We start from the raw sequence: 19,364 nt of genomic DNA, 5'->3' as shown, positions 1-19,364 counted from the left end.
ATGTCGGGGGCCACCGCTAGCCTGTGCCCTTCGACGAACACGACCGCGAGAGGTGCTTGATGGAGACCGTGCCGAGCGGCATCTCGACGGCTGCCCTGGCCCGTTTCGTGGAGATCGCCACCGACGCCCTCTCCGGTGCGCGCGAGGAGATCGACGCGCTCAACGTCTATCCCGTGCCCGACGGCGACACCGGCACCAACATGTTCCTCACCATCTCGGCCGCCCGCGACGCGATCGTGCAGGCGGTGGCCCAGGACCCGGAGCTCGACCGCCTCGAGGCGATGCGGATCCTGGCTCGGGGCGCGCTCCTGGGGGCCCGCGGCAACTCCGGCGTCATCCTGAGCCAGATGCTCGGGGCCTATGTCTCGCGGCTGGCCGAGGAGACCGGCGAGTCGCGCAACGCCCTGGTGGCCGCCGAGGCGATGCAGCGGGCGACCGACGCGTCCTACGCCGCTGTCGGGGTGCCCGTGGAGGGCACGATCCTCACCGTCGCCCGGGCCGCCTCCGACGCTGCCGTGGCGCGCGCCGCCGAGCCCGGTGCCCGCGCCCGCGACGTCTTCACGGCAGCGGCCGGTGCGGGCCGCGAGGCGCTGGCCCGCACGCCCAGCCAGCTCAAGGTCCTGGCCGATGCCGGTGTCGTCGACGCGGGCGGTCGCGGCCTGTGCGTCGTGCTGGACGCTGCCGAGACCGTGACCACCGGCCGGCGGCCACCGCCGGCTCCGGCCGGTGTCCACCGCATCCCGGTGCGGCTGCCCGCGGCCGCCGGTGCCGACCTGTCGCCCGACGGCCCCTCATACGAGGTGATGTATCTCCTCGATGCCGAGGACAGCGCCATCCCGGTGCTGAAGAAGGCCCTGGCCGGCCTCGGCGACAGCCTCGTCGTCGTCGGCAGTGAGCGCCTCTGGAACGTCCACGTCCACGTCGACGACGTGGGTGCCGCGATCGAGGCCGGCATCGAGGCCGGCCGGCCCTACCGCGTCCGGGTCACCCACTTCGCCGAACAGGTCGCCGACAACCGCGAGAGCCGCCGGCCGACCACCCGCAGCGGCCGCAAGGTCGTGGTCGTGGCAGCCGGGCCCGGCCTGGCAGCGCTGTTCGAGGAGGCAGGCGCGGTCGTCGTGCCGGGCGGACCCGGCCGTCGCCCCTCGACCGGACAGATCCTCGAGGCGATCGTCGCGTGCGGCGCCGCCGAGGTGGTCGTCCTGCCCAACGACGCCGACTCGATCCGGGTCGCCGAGATCGCGGCGCGCACCGCCGAGGAGAGCGGCGAGGTCCGGGTCGAGGTGATCGCCTCGCAGGCCCAGGTGCAGGGCCTCGCGGCGATCGCCGTGCACGAGCCCGGTCGCACCTTCGACCAGGACGTCCGGGAGATGACCGCGACCGCCCGCCACGCCCGTCACGGGGCCGTCACCGTCGCGGCCAAGCAGGCGATGACGATGGCGGGGCCGTGCGAGCCCGGCGACGTCCTCGGTGTCATCGCCGGTGACTTCGTGATCGTCGGCCAGGACGCCCACGCCGTGGCCGTCGGTGTCGTCGAGCGGCTGCTGGGCGGTGGTGGCGAGCTCGTCACGATCGTCTCGGGCGCCGGGGGCGAGGACCTCGCCGCCAGCACTGCGGCGTACGTCGAGAGCACGCACCCGACAATCGACGTCACCGTGCACGACGGCGGCCAGGAGCGTTATCCCCTGCTGGTGAGCGTGGAGTGAATGGTCTCGATCACGCCTGAGTCGCCGGTGGCCAGCGTCTTCGGACGCTCACCCAAGCGCAAGCTCGTCGAGGAGGGCCTCGGCATCACGACGGTGGGGGAGCTGCTGCGGCACTTCCCCCGTCGCTACGTCGAGACCACCGAGCTGTCCGAGGTCGGCACCCCCGAGGTCGGGCAGCTGCTGTCGGTCGTCGGCGAGGTCACCAGCAGTGCCGTCCGGCCGTTCCAGCGCGGCCGCAAGACGCAGTTCCGCACCGAGGTCCGCATCCGCACCAACGGGCCCTCGTTCTCGCTGTCGTTCTTCAGCCCCTATGCGGGGCAGGCCAACTCCTACGCCGAGGAGATGGCGTCCGGCAGCCGGGGGCTCTTCACCGGCAAGGCGAAGATCTTCAACGGCAGCTGGCAGCTCGAGCAGCCCCACCAGCTGATGTTCGGCGACGGTGAGGGCGAGGACGAGACGCTCAGCAAGCTGCTGCCGGTCTATCCGCTCACCAACAAGCTCTACGTGTGGGACCTGATCAAGGTGATCCGGGTCGCCCTCGACCTGGTCACCGACGTGCCCGACATGCTGACGCGTGAGCTGCGCGAGCGCTACGACGTGCTCGACGTGATGACCGCGCTCCGGCTCGTGCACGGCCCCGACGACTACGCCCAGGCCGGGGCCGCCCAGCGTCGCTTCCGCTTCGAGGAGGCGCTGGTGCTGCAGCTCGTGCTGGCGCGCCGGCGTGCCGCCCAGCGCGCCCTGGGTGCCCAGGCGCGGATCGGGGGCGGCGGCCTGCTCGCGGCCTTCGACGCCCGGCTGCCCTTCGAGCTCACCGGCGGCCAGCGCGAGATCGGCGCGGTCCTCGAGGCCGAGCTCGCCCAGCCACACCCGATGAACCGGCTGCTGCAGGGCGAGGTGGGCTCCGGCAAGACGCTGGTCGCCCTGCGCGCGATGCTCCGGGTCGTCGACTCCGGCGGCCAGGCCGTCCTGCTCGCCCCCACCGAGGTGCTCGCCCAGCAGCACCACCGCTCGATCTCCGCGATGCTCGGCGACCTCGCGCAGGGCGGCATGCTCGGCGGCGCCGCCGACGGCACCTCGGTCGCCCTGCTCACCGGGTCGATGTCGAGGGCCGCCAAGGACCAGGCGCTCGACCTGATGGCGAGCGGGGAGGCCGGCCTCGTGATCGGCACCCACGCGCTGCTGGAGGACACCGTCGCCTTCGCCGACCTCGGCCTGGTCGTGGTCGACGAGCAGCACCGATTCGGGGTGAAGCAGCGGGCCGCGCTGACCGACAAGGCCGGGTCGCCACCCCACGTCCTGGTGATGACCGCGACCCCGATCCCGCGCACCGTCGCGATGACCGTGTTCGGCGACCTCGAGACGTCGGTGCTGACCGAGCTGCCCGCCGGTCGCGCCCCGATCCAGACCAACGTCGTGCCGCTCGTCGACCAGCCGTCGTGGATCGGTCGCGTGTGGGAGCGGGTGCGCGAGGAGGTCGCCAAGGGACACCAGGTCTATGTCGTGTGCCCCCGCATCAGCGGCGACACCCTCGAGGAGGGCGAGAGCGACCAGCTCGACGTCGACGAGGACGGCGAGGTCACGACGAAGAAGGTGCCGCTCGCCGCCGTCGAGGACCTCCACGAGGAGCTCGCCGGGGGAGCGCTGCAGGGCCTGCGCACCGCCATCCTGCACGGCAAGCTGCCGCCCGACGAGAAGGACCGCACCATGCGCGCCTTCGCGGCCGGGCAGATCGACGTGCTCATCTCCACCACGGTCATCGAGGTCGGTGTGGACGTCCACAACGCCACCACGATGGTGCTCCTCGACGCCGACCGGTTCGGCGTCAGCCAGCTCCACCAGCTCCGCGGGCGCGTCGGTCGAGGCGGGCTGCCGGGCCTGTGCCTGCTGGTGACCCGCGCCGAGGCCGACACCCCGGCCCGCGAGCGGCTCGACGCCGTCGCGTCGACGACCGACGGCTTCGAGCTGAGCAAGGTCGACCTCGAGCAGCGCCGCGAGGGCGACGTGCTCGGGGCCAGCCAGTCGGGCTTCCGCTCGAGCCTGGTCACGCTGCGCGTGCTGCGCGACGAGAAGACGATCATCCGGGCTCGTGAGGCGGCCGACGAGCTGCTGGCGGAGGACGCCGACCTGGCGCCGTACCCCGTCCTGGCGGCAGCCGTCGTCCGCACCGAGGCCTCGCAGCACTCCGAGTTCGTGGACAAGTCATGACGCGGATCATCGGGGGAGCGGCCGGCGGACGGCGCCTGGTCACACCGCGCGGTGTCGCCACCCGCCCGACCAGCGACCGCGTGCGCGAGGCCCTCTTCTCCGCCATCGAGGCGTGGTGCGGCTCGCTCGACGGCCTGCGGTTCCTCGACCTGTACGCCGGCTCGGGTGCAGTCGGCCTCGAGGCCTGGTCGCGGGGAGCGGGCGTGGTCACGCTCGTCGAGCAGGACCGCAAGACGGCGGCCCTGATCGCACGCAATGCCGAGACCCTGGGCGCCGCGCGGGCCAACGTCACCGCGACCTCGGTGGTCGCCGCGCTCCGCAAGCCACCCTCGGCGCCCTACGACATCGCCTTCCTGGATCCGCCCTATCCACTCTCCGACGCCGACGTGACCGCGGCCCTCGCCGACCTCGTGGCCGGCGACTGGCTGGTGCCGGGGGCCCTGGTGGTCGTGGAGCGGTCGGTGCGTGGACCCGACCTGGCATGGCCGGAGGGTCTCGCGGGTGAGCGGTCGAAGAAGTACGGCGAGACGATGCTTTGGTACGGTCACGCCGCCCCCGCTGCCTCCACCGATGCTCAGGAGTGACCCAGATGCCCGGACGCACCCCCGGCCGGCTCCACAGGGCCGTCTGTCCCGGTTCGTTCGACCCGGTGACCAACGGCCACCTCGACATCATCGAGCGCTCGGCCAAGCTCTTCGACGAGGTCGTCGTCGCTGTCGGCGTCAACAAGTCCAAGAACCGGCTCTTCTCGGCCGAGGAGCGCATCGAGATGCTCGCCCAGGCCTGTGCGGGCTGGGACAACGTGCGCGTGGACGGCTTCACCGGCCTGCTCACCGACTTCTGCCAGGAGCACCAGATCGATGCGATCGTGAAGGGCCTGCGCGCGGTCAGCGACTTCGACTACGAGCTGCAGATGGCGCAGATGAACTCCAGCCTCGCGCCGGTCGAGACCGTGTTCGTGCCGACCAGCCCCGAGTGGTCGTTCCTGGCCAGCAGCCTGGTCAAGGAAGTGGCCACCTTCGGCGGCGACGTGACCGGTCTGGTGCCCGAGTTCGTGCGCGAGCTGCTGCTCAAGCGGCTGGCCGAGCGCGAGAGCCAGTAGCGACTGACCTCCGTTTTGCCCGTTCACCCGCCGGACGGCTACGATTCCGTGGTTCTGTTCAGTGTCCGGTTTGGAGTGAAGTGATGACCAGCCTGGACCCGAGAGCGCCGCTCGTGCTCGACACACGCGAGCTCGGCCGCCGCCCGGGGTCCCAGCTGGAAATGGTTCGCACCGTCCCGGCGCCGACAGAACTTGGCATCGAAGTCTTGCGTGTCCCCGAAGGCTCGCCGGTCGAACTCGACCTGCGGCTGGAGGCGGTCATGGAGGGCGTGCTGGTCTCCGGCTCCGCTACGGCAGAGCTGGACGGCGAATGCGCACGGTGCCTGGCGCCGATCGAGGACGAGATCTCCGTCCGGCTCCAGGAGCTGTTCGTGTACGACGACGTCCGGCACGACGCGTCCGACACGGACCTTGAGGACGAGACCAGCCGGCTCGAGGACGACCTGCTCGACCTCGAGCCACTGCTGCGGGACGCGGTGGTGCTTGCACTTCCGTTCCAGCCGCTGTGCGAAGAGGACTGTCCCGGTTTGTGCGTCGAGTGTGGCGCCCGACTGGCCGACGATCCCGAGCACGGGCACGAGGAGCCGATCGACCCGAGGTGGGCCGGACTCCAAGGGCTTGAGACACTGCAGGACCCCAGCACCACCACAGACTGAATCCCCAGACTGACACTTACGCCCGAGGCGACTCGGTCGGCAACACAAGGAGAGAACCATGGCTGTTCCGAAGCGGAAGATGTCGCGAAGCAACACGCGCCACCGCCGGTCGCAGTGGAAGGCCGTCGCGCCGAGCCTCGTGACCTGCGCCAACCCGGCCTGTGCCGAGAAGCACCTGCCGCACCGTGCCTGCGGCGCCTGCGGCCAGTACGGCGCCCGCGCCGCCCGTCGCCAGGTCCTCTGAGCGAGTTCAAGCAACTCCGCTGAGCACCCAGGAGCTGCGTGAGGCGCTCGGGAATCCAGTCCTGGATCCCGAGCTCCTCGAGCGCGCGCTGACCCACCGTTCGTTCGCCTACGAGAACGGTGGGCTGCCGACCAACGAGCGCCTCGAGTTCCTCGGCGACTCGGTGCTCGGCGTCGTGGTCACCGAGACGCTCTACACCAGCCACCCCGACCTCTCCGAGGGGCGGCTGGCCAAGCTCCGGGCCGCCGTGGTCAACGCTCGTGCGTTGGCCGACGTGGCTCGCCGGATCGACCTCGGCAAGCACATCAAGCTCGGCCGCGGCGAGGAGTCGACCGGCGGCCGCGAGAAGGCCTCGATCCTCTCCGACACCGTCGAGGCCCTGATCGGTGCGATCCACATGAGCGGCGGCATCGACGCCTCCGCCGACGTCGTGCACCTGCTCTTCGACGACGTGATGACCGCCGCCGCCTCCATGGGGGCCGGACTGGACTGGAAGACCTCCCTGCAGGAGCTGTCCGCGGCCCTGACGCTCGGCGTGCCGGAATACGTGATCGAGGACGACGGCCCCGACCACATGAAGACCTTCGTCGCCCGCGTCCGCGTCGGTGACCAGCTCTACGGCCACGGCACCGGCCGCTCGAAGAAGCAGGCCGAGCAGGGTGCGGCCGAGACCGCCTACCTCGAGCTCTCCGAGGCTCACCCGCAGCCGGTCGGCGACGCAGGCCACCAAGCCTGACCGTGCCCGAGCTCCCAGAGGTCGAGGTCGTCCGCGCGGGGCTGGCCCGTCATGTCACCGGCGCGACCATCACCGGCGTCGAGGTCCTGCACCCGCGTCCGCTGCGTCGTGACCCCCGCGGCTCCGACGGTTTCGTCGCCGACCTGATCGGCCACCGCGTCGAGGCCGTACGCCGCCGCGGGAAGTACTTCTGGCTGGCCCTCAGCTCCGGCGACGCCGTCCTGGGCCACCTCGGCATGAGCGGGCAGATGCTGCTCCAGCAGCCCGGCGCTGGCGACGAGAAGCACCTGCGGGTGCGGTTTCTCCTTGGTTTCGACACGGTCGCGGGGCGACCTGCTCAACCAGCGGAGATCGAGATGCGGTTCGTCGACCAGCGCATGTTCGGCGGCCTGCTCATCTCCGACGGGGGTGCGGAGCTGCCGACGGAGATCGCGCACATCGGCCGCGACCCGCTCGACCCGGAGTTCGACCGCGACGACGTGGTCCGGCGGATGCGTCGCCGTACGGTCGGGATCAAGCGCCAGCTGCTCGACCAGAACCTCGTCTCGGGCATCGGCAACATCTATGCCGACGAGGCGCTGTGGCGAGCGCGGCTCCACTACGACCGTCCCGGTGACCGGCTCACGCTGGCGCAGGCTCGCGACGTGCTCGACCAGGCGAGCGAGGTCATGCGCGACGCGCTCGGGCAGGGCGGCACGTCCTTCGACGCGCTCTACGTCAACGTCAACGGCGAGTCCGGCTACTTCGACCGGTCGCTGCACGCCTACGGCCGCGAGGGGGAGCCCTGCGACCGGTGCGGGACCCCGATGAAGCGAGCGGCCTTCATGAACAGGTCGTCGTTCTTCTGCCCGCAGTGCCAGAAGGCTCCGCGGGCGCGTCGCCCACGTCCCTGACCCGCGCGATTGTCCTGTCCCCAGATTGACCGAAAGCCCTTGCGGTGGGACTGTTGTAGGTGGTCCGAATCGCGGCCACCCCCCAACTCGCGAAAGGCCCCCATCCATGGCCAAGGCGCTGATCGGCTACATGAACAGCGACCTGCGGACCACCGAGGCACTCACCACCGAGAACCGTCGGCTCCGCACCCGCGTCACCGACCTGGAGACGATGATCCTTCGTCTCCAGGCAGAGAACGACCAGCTGCTCGCCCAGCAGACAGCTGGCGTCCTCGCGCCGGAGATGCTCCCCGCCTGATCACCAACAGGTCGTGACCCCCGACGCGCCTGCGTCGTTGAGGTGCCATGCGCACCCTCCCCGCCGCGGTCGCGGCCCTCACCCTCGCCGCCACCGTCGGCGTGAGTGCCCCTGCCCTCGCCCACGGCGATCGTGATCGGCTGGAGCAGAAGCAGGGCAGCTACGACGCCGGCCTCAGTGCCCCGGTCGTCATGAGCCCGAGCGTCAGCCTCGTCGACAGCAACCCCGGTTCGGCCGGGATCTCGGGCTGCTTCATGAAGACGGCGCCCCTGTTCGTCATGTCCGGCCTCGACTCGGTGGTCGTGCACGACATCAGCAACCCGCTCGATCCGCAGCGGGTCGGCACGCTGCCGAGCCTGCAGTTCGAGAACGAGGCGATGAACTGCGGCGAGCGCAAGGTCGGTGGAGTGACCCAGCGGTTCGCCCTCATCGGCGTCGACCTCTACCAGGCCTCACCCGGCGACATCGAGCACGTCAACGACCCGGCGCGCGGCGACTACGAGCTGATCGTCGTCGACGTCACCGACCCCACGGCGCCGAGGATCCGCTCGCGGGTCCCCTCGACCACCAGCACCCACACGGTCACCTGCGTCGTCGACACCGACTGCCGCTACGTCTACTCCGCCGGCGACGACAGCCAGGTGCCCGGCCAGGGGAGCTTCTCGATCTTCGACCTCAGCGACCTCGACCGGCCCGTCGAGGTCGACAGCGACCCGGTCGCCGGGGGAGTGCAGCCGTTCCGCTCCGACGCGGTCGGCTGGGGCGGGCACAAGTGGAACTTCGACGGCGCCGGTCGCGGCGTCCACACGGGTGCGGGCGGGTCCTACGTCTTCGACGTCTCCAACCCCGTGCGCCCCGTGGAGATCGCCAACACGGGGGCGGCCGGGGACTCGTCGCGTGGCGGCATGACCAACGGCTACAACAACTTCATCCACCACAACTCCTTCCACCCCAACGCCGGAGCCTTCCGCCCCGACGCGGCCCCCTCGCTGGCCAACGGCAACATCCTGCTCGTCACCGAGGAGGACTACGAGGACACGAACTGCGCGACCGCCGGGTCGTTCCAGACCTGGCACGTCAAGCGGATGGACGGCTCCGACGGGTCCATCGTGCCGCTCGCCAAGGTGGAGCTGGCCGACCTGGCGACGTACCCGCTGCCGGTCGGGGCGTTCTGCTCGGCCCACTGGTTCGACTACCACCAGTCCGGGCTCGTGTCGGTGGGCTACTACGGCGGTGGCACCCAGATCATCGACGTGTCCGACCCGCTCGCGCCCAGCAGCCACGGCTTCGCCTGGTTCGGTGCCTCCGAGGTCTGGGACAGCTACTGGGTCCCGGTCTACAACTCGCGCGGCGTCGCCACCGGCAAGAAGACCAACCTGGCCTACTCCGTCGACCTCGTGCGTGGCCTCGACGTGCTGGCCGTGGACGTCGACGGTGACGCCGTCGGTGCGGTGCCCGACCCGGTCCTGCTGCCGGGCGGCTCGGGCGCCGACCTCAGGCTCGTCGACGCGGTGCCCGTCGGGGTGCTGGGTGGCCTCGGCGCCCTGCTGGTCGTCGTACGGCGCCGCCGCATCCTGCACCGCGACTGAGGCGAAAACCCGTAGGGCCCGGTCCGGGAGCGCGGTTAGGCTCCCGGACTTGTGAGCCCAATCGTCGAGACCGTGTTTCCCTCGCGGCTCGGCGTGAGCTTCCGCTGGCTCGTCGCGTCGTCGTGGACCACCAACATCGGCGACGGGCTGATGATGGCCGCGGGGCCGCTGCTGGTCGCCTCGCAGACCCACGACCCGGTGCTGGTGGCGGCCGCGGCGATCGCGCGCCAGCTGCCGTGGCTGCTGTTCGGCCTCGTCGCCGGCGCGCTCGCCGACCGGCTCGACCGACGCGTCGTGGTGATGGCGATGGACGGCGCCCGGACGATCGTCCTGGTCGGGCTGTGCGCCGTGATCTACAGCGGGCAGGTCAACATCTGGCTGGTGCTGGCGGCGATGTTCCTGGTCGGGGTCGCCGAGGTGTTCGCGGACACGACCACGAGCACCCTGATGCCGATGCTGGTGGACAAGCGCGACCTCGGCATCGCCAACGCCCGCATCCAGTTCGGCTTCCTCACGGCCAACCAGCTGATCGGCCCCGCGCTCGGCGCGCTGCTGTTCGCGGCCGGGATGGTCTGGCCCTTCCTCATCCAGACGATCTGCGTCGGGCTCGGCGTCGTGCTGGTCTCGCAGATCGCCACGCCCAAGGGCGCCGTGCGCGCGCACGTCGACACCCACGTCCGCCAGGACATCGTCGAGGGCGTGCGCTGGTTGGCGGGCAACGGCCCGGTGCGCACGCTGGCGCTCGTGATCGTCGCCTTCAACATCACGTGGGCGGCCCCGTGGTCGGTGCTGGTGCTCTGGACGCTCGAGCGGGTGGGGATCGGCGAGGCGGGCTTCGGCCTGCTGACCACGGCCTCAGCGCTCGGCGGGCTGCTCGGCACGTTCGCCTACGGACGGATCGAGAAGCGGGTGCCGCTCGCGACGCTGATGCGCGCCGTGCTGCTGTGCGAGGTGGTCTTCCACCTGGCGATGGCGTTCACGACGTCGCCGTACGCCGCCTACCCGCTGATGTTCTTCTTCGGCGCCTACGCCTTCGTCTGGGGCACCCTGTCCAACGCGGTGCGCCAGCGTGCGGTGCCCACGGAGTTCCAGGGGCGCGTCGGCTCGGTCTACATGCTGTGCGTGATGGGCGGCATGCTGATCGGCTCGCTGCTCGGCGGCCTGATCGCGCAGCAGTGGGGCGTGACCGCGCCGTGGTGGTTCGCGTTCGTGGGGTCCGGGCTGACGCTGGCGCTGGTCTGGCGCGAGCTGGCCAAGATCGCCCACGCCGACGAGACGGGCGGCGCGCACCTCCCCGAGGAGTCCCGTCCGGGCCGTTAGGGTGGACGTGCTTCCCCCGGCGTCTGCAAGGATGCCCCACCCGTATTACACAGACGCCGTACTCACCGCGACTGACGAAATTGCAGGGGAGCTGCACGTTGTATCTCAAGAGCCTCACGCTGAAGGGCTTCAAGTCCTTTGCGTCCGCCACGACGCTCCAGCTCGAGCCCGGGATCACCTGCATCGTCGGGCCCAACGGCTCCGGCAAGTCCAACGTCGTGGACGCGCTGGCCTGGGTCATGGGCGAGCAGGGCGCCAAGTCGCTGCGCGGCGGCAAGATGGAGGACGTCATCTTCGCCGGCACCTCCGGTCGCCCGCCGCTCGGGCGCGCCGAGGTCCAGCTGACCATCGACAACAGTGACGGTGCGCTGCCGATCGAGTACGCCGAGGTCACGATCTCGCGCACGATGTTCCGCAACGGCGGCTCTGAGTACGCCATCAACGGCAACAGCTGCCGGCTGCTCGACGTGCAGGAGCTCCTGAGCGACTCCGGCATCGGCCGCGAGATGCACGTCATCGTCGGCCAGGGCCAGCTCGACACGATCCTGCACGCGACCCCCGAGGACCGCCGCGGCTTCATCGAGGAGGCTGCTGGCGTCCTCAAGCACCGCAAGCGCAAGGAGAAGGCGCTCCGCAAGCTCGACTCCACGCAGGCCAACCTCGACCGGCTCAACGATCTGCTCGTCGAGATCCGGCGCCAGCTCAAGCCGCTCGGACGCCAGGCCGAGGTCGCCCGCCGGGCCGCGTCCGTGCAGGCGGACGTGCGAGACGCCCGGGCGCGGCTGGTGGCCGATGACCTGGTCACCGCGCGGCACGCGCTCGAGCAGGAGATGGCCGACGAGACGATCCTCGTCGAGCGCCGCGCCGAGGTCGAGGCGGCGCTGGCGCAGGCACGCGAGCAGGAAGCGACCCTCGAGGCCGCGCTCCGCACCGACCTGCCCCAGCTGGCCAAGGCCCAGGAGACCTGGTTCGCCCTCTCCGGCCTGCGCGAACGCCTGCGCGGCACCCAGTCGCTGGCGGCTGAACGCCTGCGCAACGCCGCTGGTGCCGCCGACATGGACACGGTCGACTCCGGTCGCGACCCCGACGAGCTCGAGGCCCAGGCCGCGCGGGTCCGTGAGCAGGAGACGGCCATCGGCACGCAGGTCGAGGAGCACCGCACCGCTCTCGAGACTGCGGTCGCCGATCGGCGTACGGCGGAGGAGGCCGCGGCAGCAGAGGAGCGCCGCATCGCCGGGCTGGTGCGAGCCGCCGCCGACCGGCGCGAGGGCCTCGCCCGGCTGCACGGCCAGGTCAACGCGCTGAAGTCGCGCGCCGCCGCGGCCGCCGACGAGATCGGCCGGCTCTCCGCCGCCCGCGAGGAGGCGCTCGCCCGCGCCGAGCGGGCCACCAAGGACTTCACCGCGCTCGAGACGAAGGTCGCCGGCCTCGACGCCGGTGAGGAGGGCCTGGACGCCGAGCACGAGGCGGCCGTCGCCGCCCTCGACGACATCGACGAACGCCTGGCCAAGGCCCGCGAGGAGGCCCAGCAGGCCGATCGCGACCGGGCCGGGCTCGTCGCCCGTCGCGACGCCCTCGAGATCGGGCTCAACCGCAAGGACGGCGCCGGCGCCCTGCTCGCAGCCACCGACTCCGACTCCGTCTCCGGGCTGGTGGGCTCGGTGGCAGCCCTGCTGAGCGTGCGGTCGGGCTATGAGGCGGCCGTGGCGGCCGCCCTCGGCAGCGCCGCCGACGCCGTCGTCGTCACCGGCGCCGATGCGGCGCTCGAGGCGATCGCGCACCTCAAGGGCGACGACCTCGGTCGGGCGGGGATGCTGCTCAGCGGCGGCCCCGTGGACGAGGCGGCCTGGCCTGCCCTGCCCCCGCACGCGACGTACGCCCTCGACGCGGTGGAGGCCCCGAGCGAGCTCCGGGCCGCCGTCGCCCGGCTGCTGTTCAAGATCGCCGTCGTCGACGACCTGGCCGCCGCGCGCGCCCTCGTCGCCGACCTGCCCGACCTGACCGCGGTGACCCGGGAGGGTGACCTGATCGGGGCGCACTTCGCGGCCGGTGGTTCGTCGAGCCAGCCGAGCCTGCTCGAGATCCAGGCCGCGGTCGACGAGGCGGTCGGTCAGCTCCAGGAGGCGACGGCCTCGACCGAGCGCCTCGGCTTCGAGATCTCCCGCCTCGAGGCGGAGCGGCACGACGCGCTCAAGCGCGCCGACGTCGCGCTCGCCAAGCTGCACGAGTCGGACGCGACGCTCGCCGCCGTGGCCGAGGAGCTGGGGCAGTACGGCTCGCAGGCGCGATCCGCACGCGGCGAGGCCGAGCGGCTCGAGCGCGCGATCGCCTCGGCCGAGACGGCTCGGGAGAGCGACAGCGCCGGTCTCGCCGACCTCGAGCTGCGACTCGCCACCGCCGAGGAGTCGCCCGACGAGGAGCCGGACGTCACCGAGCGCGAACGCCTCGTCGAGGTGGCCAAGGCTGCCCGTCAGGGCGAGATGGACGCCCGGTTGTCGCTGCGCACGACCGAGGAGCGGGCCCGGGCGCTCAACGGTCGCGCCGACTCGCTGCTGCGCGCTGCCCGGGCCGAGCGTGACTCGCGGGCCAAGGCCGCCGAGCGTCGCGAGCGGCTGATCCGCGAGGGCGCTGCTGCCGATGCGGTCAATGCGGGGGTGACGGTGGTGCTCCAGCGCCTGGAGCGCAGCGTGATGCTGGCGGCCGACGCGCGGGCAGCGGTCGAGGAGTCGCGCCAGGAGCGCGAGCAGCAGCTGCTGACGGTGCGTGGAACCCTGCGCGACCTGGGCCGCGAGCACGACGAGCTCGTCAACTCCGTGCACCGCGACGAGATGGCGCGCACCCAGCAGAAGATGCGGATCGAGCAGCTCGAGGAGCGCGCGCTCGAGGAGCTCGGCCTGGACGCCGACGGCCTGATCAACGACTACGGCCCGACGACCCTGGTGCCGTTCTTCGGGGTCGCCGAGGACGAGACCCCGCCCGAGCCGGTGCCGTTCGTCCGCGAGGAGCAGCAGAAGCGGCTCAAGACCGCCGAGCGTGCGCTGGCGCAGCTCGGCCGGGTCAACCCGCTCGCGCTCGAGGAGTTCTCCGCGATGGAGGAGCGGCACAAGTTCCTCACCGAGCAGCTCGAGGACCTCAAGCGCACCCGCAAGGACCTCCTCGACATCGTGCGTGAGGTCGACGACCGCGTGCAGCAGGTGTTCACCGAGGCCTATGCCGACGTCGAGAAGGCCTTCGACTCGACCTTCGCCCGCCTCTTCCCGGGTGGCGAGGGCCGGCTGGTGCTCACCGACCCCGACGACATGCTCAACACCGGCATCGAGGTCGAGGCCCGACCGGCCGGCAAGAAGGTCAAGCGGCTCTCGCTGCTCTCCGGTGGCGAGCGCTCGCTGGTCGCGGTGGCGTTCCTGGTCGCGCTGTTCAAGGCCCGCCCCTCGCCGTTCTACATCCTCGACGAGGTCGAGGCGGCGCTCGACGACACCAACCTCGGACGGCTGCTGGAGATCTACGAGGAGCTGCGCGAGAACTCCCAGCTGCTGGTCATCACCCACCAGAAGCGCACGATGGAGGTCGGCGACGCGCTCTACGGCGTCACGATGCGCGGCGACGGCGTCACCACCGTCATCTCCCAGCGCCTCGAGCGGGCGGAGTCGGCATGAGCGCCCCTCGCCCCACCCGCGCCGACTACGTCGCGTGGCGCACCGCGACGACGCGCTGGCGCGACGACGACGCCTACGGCCACCTCAACAACGCGACCTACTACGAGCTCTTCGACACGGCCGTCAACGCCCACCTCTACGAGGCGACCGGGGTCGACGTCCGGGCGCTGCCGCAGATCGGGGTCGTGGCCGAGACGTCGTGCCGCTACTTCCGCGAGATCGGCTTCCCCGACCCGATCGAGATGGGGATGGTCGTCGACAAGGTCGGCAACTCCTCGATCGTCTACCGCATCGGGCTGTTCCAGGGCGACTCCGACGAGGCGGCCGCCGAGGGCCGGTTCGTGCACGTCTACGTCGACAACGAGCACGGCGCCGGCAACCGCCCGGTCGTGGCGATGCCCGACGTGATCCGCGCGGCCGTGGAGCCGTTGCTGCGCTGAGCACCGCGGCGGGTGAGCCACAGGTCGCCGTACGACAAGGTGGGTCACGCACCGCCGGGCACGACCGATGTGGTGGGCGACACACCGCAGAGGGGGGTCTTGAATCGCGCTCCGCGCGGCCCTTGTGCCACGGTGTAGGCACGTGCACAACACCTCGGGAGTTGAACCACATGCTGGCGTTCGTCCTCATGATGCTGCTCGTCCTCGTCGTCTCGGCGGCGGTCGTCCTGTACGTCGCCTACCCGCACCGGGGGCAGCAGCTGCCCGTCGTCCCGCAGCTCGGGGACGCGATGCGCAAGGGCGTCGACTCGCTGCCGACCATCGGCGACCACGAGGACATCCGCGCCTGATCCTCGCCTGAGCCCCGTCGTGGGCAGCGTGATTGGATTGCGCCCATGGACTTCCTGGGTGACTGGCTCTATCTGATCATCGGCATCGCCGTCGTCGGCGTGCTGATGCTCGTCGGCCTGCTGACCGGCCGCCGCGGCAAGGCTCCCTCGGTGCCGCGCGCCGGCACCGACGTCATCGCACCCCCGCCCACCGAGGCGGACGTCGAGACACCGACCGAGGTCCCGGCACCCGAGCGGCCGGCGCTCGAGAAGCCGGAGAGCACGGCCTCACGCCTCGTCCGGCTGCGCCAGCGCCTCGCGGGCTCCCAGGGCACTCTGGGCCGCGGCCTGCTCGCCCTGCTGAGCCGCGACCGCCTCGACGAGGACACCTGGGAGTCGATCGAGGACACCCTGCTGACCGCCGACATCGGCGTCGCTCCCACCACCCAGCTGGTCGAGCGCCTGCGGACCCGTCTGCGCGTCGAGGGCGGCCAGGTCGTCGACGCCCGCGCCGTGCTCCGCGAGGAGCTGCTCGAGCTCGTCGACCCGACCATGGACCGTCGCCTGCAGGTGAGCGGTGCGGACGGCCAGCCCGGCGTCGTGCTGGTCGTCGGCGTCAACGGGGCCGGCAAGACCACCACCGTCGGCAAGCTCGCCCGCATCCTCGTCTCGGAGGACCTCACGGTAACCCTCGGCGCGGCCGACACGTTCCGTGCCGCGGCCGTCGAGCAGCTCGCCACGTGGGGCGAGCGGGTCGGCGTCGACGTCGTCCGCGGCCCCGAGGGCTCCGACCCCGCCAGCGTCGCCTTCGAGGCCGTCAAGCAGGGCGTCGAGCAGGGCGTGGACACCGTCATCGTCGACACGGCCGGACGCCTGCAGAACAAGGCCGGCCTCATGGACGAGCTCGGCAAGGTCAAGCGGGTCATCGAGAAGCAGGCGCCCGTGACCGAGGTGCTGCTCGTCCTCGACGCCACCACCGGCCAGAACGGCATGATCCAGGCTCGCGTCTTCAGCGAGATCGTCGACGTGACCGGCATCGTGCTCACCAAGCTCGACGGGTCGGCCAAGGGCGGCATCGTCGTCGCGGTGCAGCGCGAGCTCGGCGTCCCGGTCAAGCTCGTCGGTCTCGGCGAGGGCGCCGACGACCTCGCGCCGTTCGACGCTGGCGCGTTCGTCGACGCACTCCTCGGCGGCTGAACAACCTCAGCGACTCTCCGGCCCCGGATCACTCCGTGGCGGCGGCTGAACCGCCTCAGCGCCGGGCGCGCTCGCGATCACGCAGTGCGGTGACGGCGTCCTTGACCAGTCGCTCGGCGCGCTGGTCGAAGGTGTGCCCCGCGATGATCCGCAGCGCCTGAGCGCGGCGGGTCTCGATGTCGGGGAAGGCGGAGTACGGCGGCGTGATCAGCCGCGCCAGGTCGCTCTCGTCGTGGAAGGGCTGGACCAGGTCGCCGAACGTCTCCCGCAGGCCTGCGACCGGGTCGGTGGCGATCCGGGCACCACACGCAGCCGCGTCGAAGAGCCGGTTGGACAGGAAGCTGTCGCGGCGCATGTCGACGTGGTGGTCGTTGAGGACGACACCGGCGGAGGCATACAGCGCCCCGACCTCGTCGTTGGGCACGCCGGACGACGCGACCGCCGCAGGGTCGAGGAACTCGTCCCAGTCGGCGCCGTGCACCGTCAGGTCGGCCTCGGCGGACAGGGCGGTGCGGACCGCCTGGCGGAAGACGCCGCGCGAGTTGCCGACGAACAGCACGGCCGGGCCGGTGTCCGGGACGCCCCGGTCGGGGTTGAAGAAGCGCGGGTCGGTGCACTGCAGCAGCGGCTCCACCGGGAGGCCCCACTCGCGGCGCACCTGAGCGGGCCAGCTGAGGCTGGCGGCGTAGACGAGGTCGAAGGACTTGAGCTCGGTCAGTGAGACCAGGTCGGGGTGGCTGATGATCCACTGCATGTTGAGCGCGGTCGGGTGCGGCTCGACCAGATCGAGACCACGCAGCACCAGCACGACGTCGTCGTGCTCGCGCGAGGACCGGTGCCGTGCGTCACGGGAGTCGACCGAGACGTCCTGACCGCTGCGCTCGAGGGCAGCCCCGAGGGAACGGGCGAAGTGTGTGTCGCCCCAGCGCTCGCCGCGCGGTCCGGCCGGCGCCGCGGTGTCGATCGTCCAGCGCAGGCGCGGTGGGTGCTCGTCGATGCCGCGCACGTGGCGGACGACCTGCTGCTGCAGCAGGACGGAGTCGGAGTCGGGGTCGTCGGGGTCGGCGGACACGCGCTGGGTGCGGATCCCGGTGACCTCGAACCCGGTGGAGAGCCACAGTTCGCCGGTGTGGTCCTCGGGGATCGTGTGCCGGCGCGAGCGCAGCGCAGCCATCGCCATCTTGAGGTCGGCGGGCTCGGCGTAGGCCGTGCGCGAGGTGACGCTCACGTCGGGCACCAGCACGCTGCGCCCGACGCCCGTGGCGGCTGCGCGCAGCCCCAGGTCGGTCTCGGCCAGGACGTCGGGGAAGGTGGTGTCGAGCCCGTGCAGCGCCAGCAGGGCATCGGCGCGCAGCGCCACCATGGGGGCGGCGGGCGCCGGGATCTCGGTCTCGCCGAGCCGGCGTGCGTCGGAGGACGGGTGACCGGCGAACAGGAGTCCGAGGCGGCCGTCGTTCTTCGGGAACCCGGCGCCGGCGGAGATGATCAGTCCCCGACGGTCGAGCACCAGTGGCTGGGCCACGGCGACGTCGGGATCGGCGAGGGTCTCGGCGAGGCGCGCCAGGAGCTCGGGCGCGGGCTGGGCCTCCGGGCGGAGGAGGACGACGCGGTCGCCGGTGGTGTGCGCGATCCCGATGTTGGTCGCCGCCGAGATCCGGGTGCCGGCCGGCACCGAGATGCTGGTGACCGCGGGCAGGAGGCCGGCCAGCGCCGAGGTCAGGAGGTGCGGTCCGCGGCGGTCCCGGGTCGCGACCACGACGACCTCGACGTCCGGCTGCCCGGCGAGCAGCCAGTCGACGGTGCCACGGGAGCCGTGGCCCATCGGCAGCACGATGCTGGTGCGCCCCGCGACGCGCGCGGTGGCCTGGGCAGCCTCCCAGTTGACGGTGGTGGGAGCGTCCGCGGTGACGCCACGCACGAGGACGAGCGGGTTGGCCCAGCCGACGATCTGCGACGAGCGGAGCCGCTCGACGAAGGTCGTGACGGTCTCCTCCGACTCGCCCTCGTCGAAGGTCCCGACCTCCTCGAGGGTCGTACGGCGTACCAACGTCGTCCCCAGGTCGAACTGGGACGGCGTGACGAGCTCGCCCGACAGCCGGGTGTCGGGGCCGGCGAACGCATGGACGGCGGAGCGGTCGCCGGCTCGGAGCACGCCGACGCCGCGCGCCAGGAACTCGGGATGCCAGAGGTGACCGGGCTCGAGGAAGGCGAGGAACTCGCCGCGGGCGCGCTGGATGCCGCGGTTGAGGGTGCGACCGAGCTGGGTGCGGGAGCCGAGCACGACCCGGACCCGGGGATCGCGGGTGGCGGCCTCGGTCGCCACGCTGCTGGTGGCGTCGATGGAGCCGCGGTCGAGGACGAGCAGCTCCCACTGGTCGAGGGTCTGGTCCTGGAGGGCCGCGATCGTCGGCTCGAGGAGCGGGCCGACGTCCTGGGCGCTCATCAGCACGGTGACAACCGGGCCGGCAGTGTCGGGGGAGTGCTGGTGCGCGCCGGGGTTGGCGTCGAGGTAGGACAGCACCTGCCACTCGCGGGCGGCGCGCAGCGCGTTGTCGCGGAACTCGCCCCACTGCAGGTGCGGGTAGCCGCGACGGACCGGCATCGGTGTCTCGCGCGTCGCGTGGTCGGACCACCAGGCCAGCGGACCGAACTCGTGGTCGCGGGCGGCGGGGTTCTCCTCGAGGATCCGCTCGGTGTTGATGAGCGGGTGGGGGGCCAGCCGGTTGCGACGCGGGCCCTCGGTGACGTACCAGAGCGACGGCGGCAGGTCACCGGCCTGCCACACGCCCTTGCCCGGCAGCCAGGTCGCCTCGAAGAGCGGGTGCGGGGAGATGTCCGGGGTGTTGATGACGGCGCGGGCGGCGTCCTCGGCCGTGGTCGGCTGGGTGCCGAGCTGGGCGCCGATCCAGTCGAGGTCGAGCAGCCCCGACGCGACCAGGTCACGGGCGGAGTGCCGGGCCGCCGAGCTCATGAGGGGTTCGATCACGCGA

16 protein-coding genes are annotated in these 19,364 nt (G+C 71.8%); 15 read left to right on the top strand and 1 reads right to left on the bottom strand.

The genetic code is table 11. The annotated features are described in order from the left end of the window. Window positions 1-59: 59 nt before the first annotated feature. The 15 genes from C9J87_RS05215 to ftsY all read left to right on the top strand — a co-directional run bounded on the left by C9J87_RS05215 (window position 60) and on the right by ftsY (window position 16,374). The gene (locus tag C9J87_RS05215) at window positions 60-1,706 is read left to right on the top strand and encodes a DAK2 domain-containing protein (RefSeq protein WP_107704899.1); all 1,647 of its coding nucleotides are present in this window, start codon (window positions 60-62) and stop codon (window positions 1,704-1,706) included. Continuing rightward, window positions 1,707-3,914, top strand: a complete 2,208-nt coding sequence (locus tag C9J87_RS05210) for an ATP-dependent DNA helicase RecG (protein ID WP_107704898.1) — start codon at window positions 1,707-1,709, stop codon at window positions 3,912-3,914. Beyond that, window positions 3,911-4,498 carry a 16S rRNA (guanine(966)-N(2))-methyltransferase RsmD gene (rsmD, locus tag C9J87_RS05205; RefSeq protein ID WP_107704897.1) on the top strand — a complete coding sequence of 196 codons (588 nt, stop codon included), beginning with the start codon at window positions 3,911-3,913 and terminating at the stop codon, window positions 4,496-4,498. Before C9J87_RS05210 ends, rsmD begins: the two co-directional genes overlap by 4 nt. A 5-nt stretch (window positions 4,499-4,503) precedes the next feature. Beyond that, the gene (coaD, locus tag C9J87_RS05200) at window positions 4,504-5,016 is read left to right on the top strand and encodes a pantetheine-phosphate adenylyltransferase (RefSeq protein ID WP_107704896.1); all 513 of its coding nucleotides are present in this window, start codon (window positions 4,504-4,506) and stop codon (window positions 5,014-5,016) included. Window positions 5,017-5,099: 83 nt separating this feature from the next. Further along, window positions 5,100-5,672, top strand: coding sequence for a YceD family protein (locus C9J87_RS05195; RefSeq protein ID WP_107704895.1), 573 nt, complete (start codon window positions 5,100-5,102; stop codon window positions 5,670-5,672). 58 nt (window positions 5,673-5,730) lie between these two features. Beyond that, the gene (rpmF, locus tag C9J87_RS05190) at window positions 5,731-5,916 is read left to right on the top strand and encodes a 50S ribosomal protein L32 (RefSeq protein ID WP_036491049.1); all 186 of its coding nucleotides are present in this window, start codon (window positions 5,731-5,733) and stop codon (window positions 5,914-5,916) included. Further along, entirely contained in the window at window positions 5,858-6,652 is a 795-nt protein-coding gene (rnc, locus tag C9J87_RS05185) for a ribonuclease III (protein ID WP_010833728.1), read from the top strand. The genes rpmF and rnc overlap by 59 nt, the downstream gene beginning before the upstream one ends. 2 nt (window positions 6,653-6,654) lie before the next feature. After that, a complete protein-coding gene (mutM, locus tag C9J87_RS05180; RefSeq protein ID WP_010833727.1) occupies window positions 6,655-7,545 on the top strand; it encodes a bifunctional DNA-formamidopyrimidine glycosylase/DNA-(apurinic or apyrimidinic site) lyase in 891 nt (296 codons plus the stop codon). A 106-nt stretch (window positions 7,546-7,651) separates the two neighbouring features. Continuing rightward, window positions 7,652-7,843 carry a hypothetical protein gene (locus C9J87_RS05175; RefSeq protein ID WP_036491047.1) on the top strand — a complete coding sequence of 64 codons (192 nt, stop codon included), beginning with the start codon at window positions 7,652-7,654 and terminating at the stop codon, window positions 7,841-7,843. 47 nt (window positions 7,844-7,890) lie between these two features. Beyond that, a complete protein-coding gene (locus C9J87_RS05170) occupies window positions 7,891-9,432 on the top strand; it encodes an LVIVD repeat-containing protein (RefSeq protein WP_010833726.1) in 1,542 nt (513 codons plus the stop codon). 51 nt (window positions 9,433-9,483) lie between these two features. Further along, the gene (locus C9J87_RS05165; RefSeq protein WP_010833725.1) at window positions 9,484-10,752 is read left to right on the top strand and encodes an MFS transporter; all 1,269 of its coding nucleotides are present in this window, start codon (window positions 9,484-9,486) and stop codon (window positions 10,750-10,752) included. A 98-nt stretch (window positions 10,753-10,850) separates the two neighbouring features. Continuing rightward, window positions 10,851-14,408, top strand: a complete 3,558-nt coding sequence (gene smc, locus C9J87_RS05160) for a chromosome segregation protein SMC (RefSeq protein ID WP_010833724.1) — start codon at window positions 10,851-10,853, stop codon at window positions 14,406-14,408. Next, complete coding sequence (locus tag C9J87_RS05155) at window positions 14,405-14,848, top strand: acyl-CoA thioesterase (RefSeq protein WP_010833723.1); 444 nt, start codon at window positions 14,405-14,407, stop codon at window positions 14,846-14,848. The genes smc and C9J87_RS05155 overlap by 4 nt, the downstream gene beginning before the upstream one ends. Window positions 14,849-15,018: 170 nt before the next feature. Further along, window positions 15,019-15,198 (top strand): hypothetical protein, encoded by a 180-nt coding sequence (locus tag C9J87_RS05150; RefSeq protein WP_036491045.1) that lies wholly within the window; start codon window positions 15,019-15,021, stop codon window positions 15,196-15,198. A 45-nt stretch (window positions 15,199-15,243) separates the two neighbouring features. Beyond that, window positions 15,244-16,374: a signal recognition particle-docking protein FtsY gene (gene ftsY / locus C9J87_RS05145; protein ID WP_010833722.1), complete on the top strand. Its 1,131-nt coding sequence runs from the start codon at window positions 15,244-15,246 to the stop codon at window positions 16,372-16,374. A 55-nt stretch (window positions 16,375-16,429) separates the two neighbouring features. On the opposite strand, the gene C9J87_RS05140 is transcribed toward ftsY, so the two are convergent. Next, a complete protein-coding gene (locus tag C9J87_RS05140; RefSeq protein ID WP_107704894.1) occupies window positions 16,430-19,360 on the bottom strand; it encodes a glycosyltransferase in 2,931 nt (976 codons plus the stop codon). Between the last annotated feature and the right edge of the window lie 4 nt (window positions 19,361-19,364).

This window comes from Nocardioides allogilvus (genome assembly GCF_003047285.1).
GTDB classification, from domain to species: domain Bacteria; phylum Actinomycetota; class Actinomycetes; order Propionibacteriales; family Nocardioidaceae; genus Nocardioides; species Nocardioides allogilvus.
Note: the sequence above shows the minus strand (reverse complement) of the source record. Positions and strands in the feature narration are given on the sequence as shown.

Coding starts and splice junctions, on each gene's coding strand:
- C9J87_RS05170 (WP_010833726.1), top strand. CDS start 7,891: ATGCGCACCCTCCCCGCCGCGGTCGCGGCCCTCACCCTCGCCGCCACC.
- rpmF (WP_036491049.1), top strand. CDS start 5,731: ATGGCTGTTCCGAAGCGGAAGATGTCGCGAAGCAACACGCGCCACCGC.
- rsmD (WP_107704897.1), top strand. CDS start 3,911: ATGACGCGGATCATCGGGGGAGCGGCCGGCGGACGGCGCCTGGTCACA.
- C9J87_RS05210 (WP_107704898.1), top strand. CDS start 1,707: ATGGTCTCGATCACGCCTGAGTCGCCGGTGGCCAGCGTCTTCGGACGC.
- C9J87_RS05175 (WP_036491047.1), top strand. CDS start 7,652: ATGGCCAAGGCGCTGATCGGCTACATGAACAGCGACCTGCGGACCACC.
- ftsY (WP_010833722.1), top strand. CDS start 15,244: ATGGACTTCCTGGGTGACTGGCTCTATCTGATCATCGGCATCGCCGTC.
- coaD (WP_107704896.1), top strand. CDS start 4,504: ATGCCCGGACGCACCCCCGGCCGGCTCCACAGGGCCGTCTGTCCCGGT.
- C9J87_RS05155 (WP_010833723.1), top strand. CDS start 14,405: ATGAGCGCCCCTCGCCCCACCCGCGCCGACTACGTCGCGTGGCGCACC.
- C9J87_RS05195 (WP_107704895.1), top strand. CDS start 5,100: ATGACCAGCCTGGACCCGAGAGCGCCGCTCGTGCTCGACACACGCGAG.
- C9J87_RS05150 (WP_036491045.1), top strand. CDS start 15,019: ATGCTGGCGTTCGTCCTCATGATGCTGCTCGTCCTCGTCGTCTCGGCG.
- C9J87_RS05215 (WP_107704899.1), top strand. CDS start 60: ATGGAGACCGTGCCGAGCGGCATCTCGACGGCTGCCCTGGCCCGTTTC.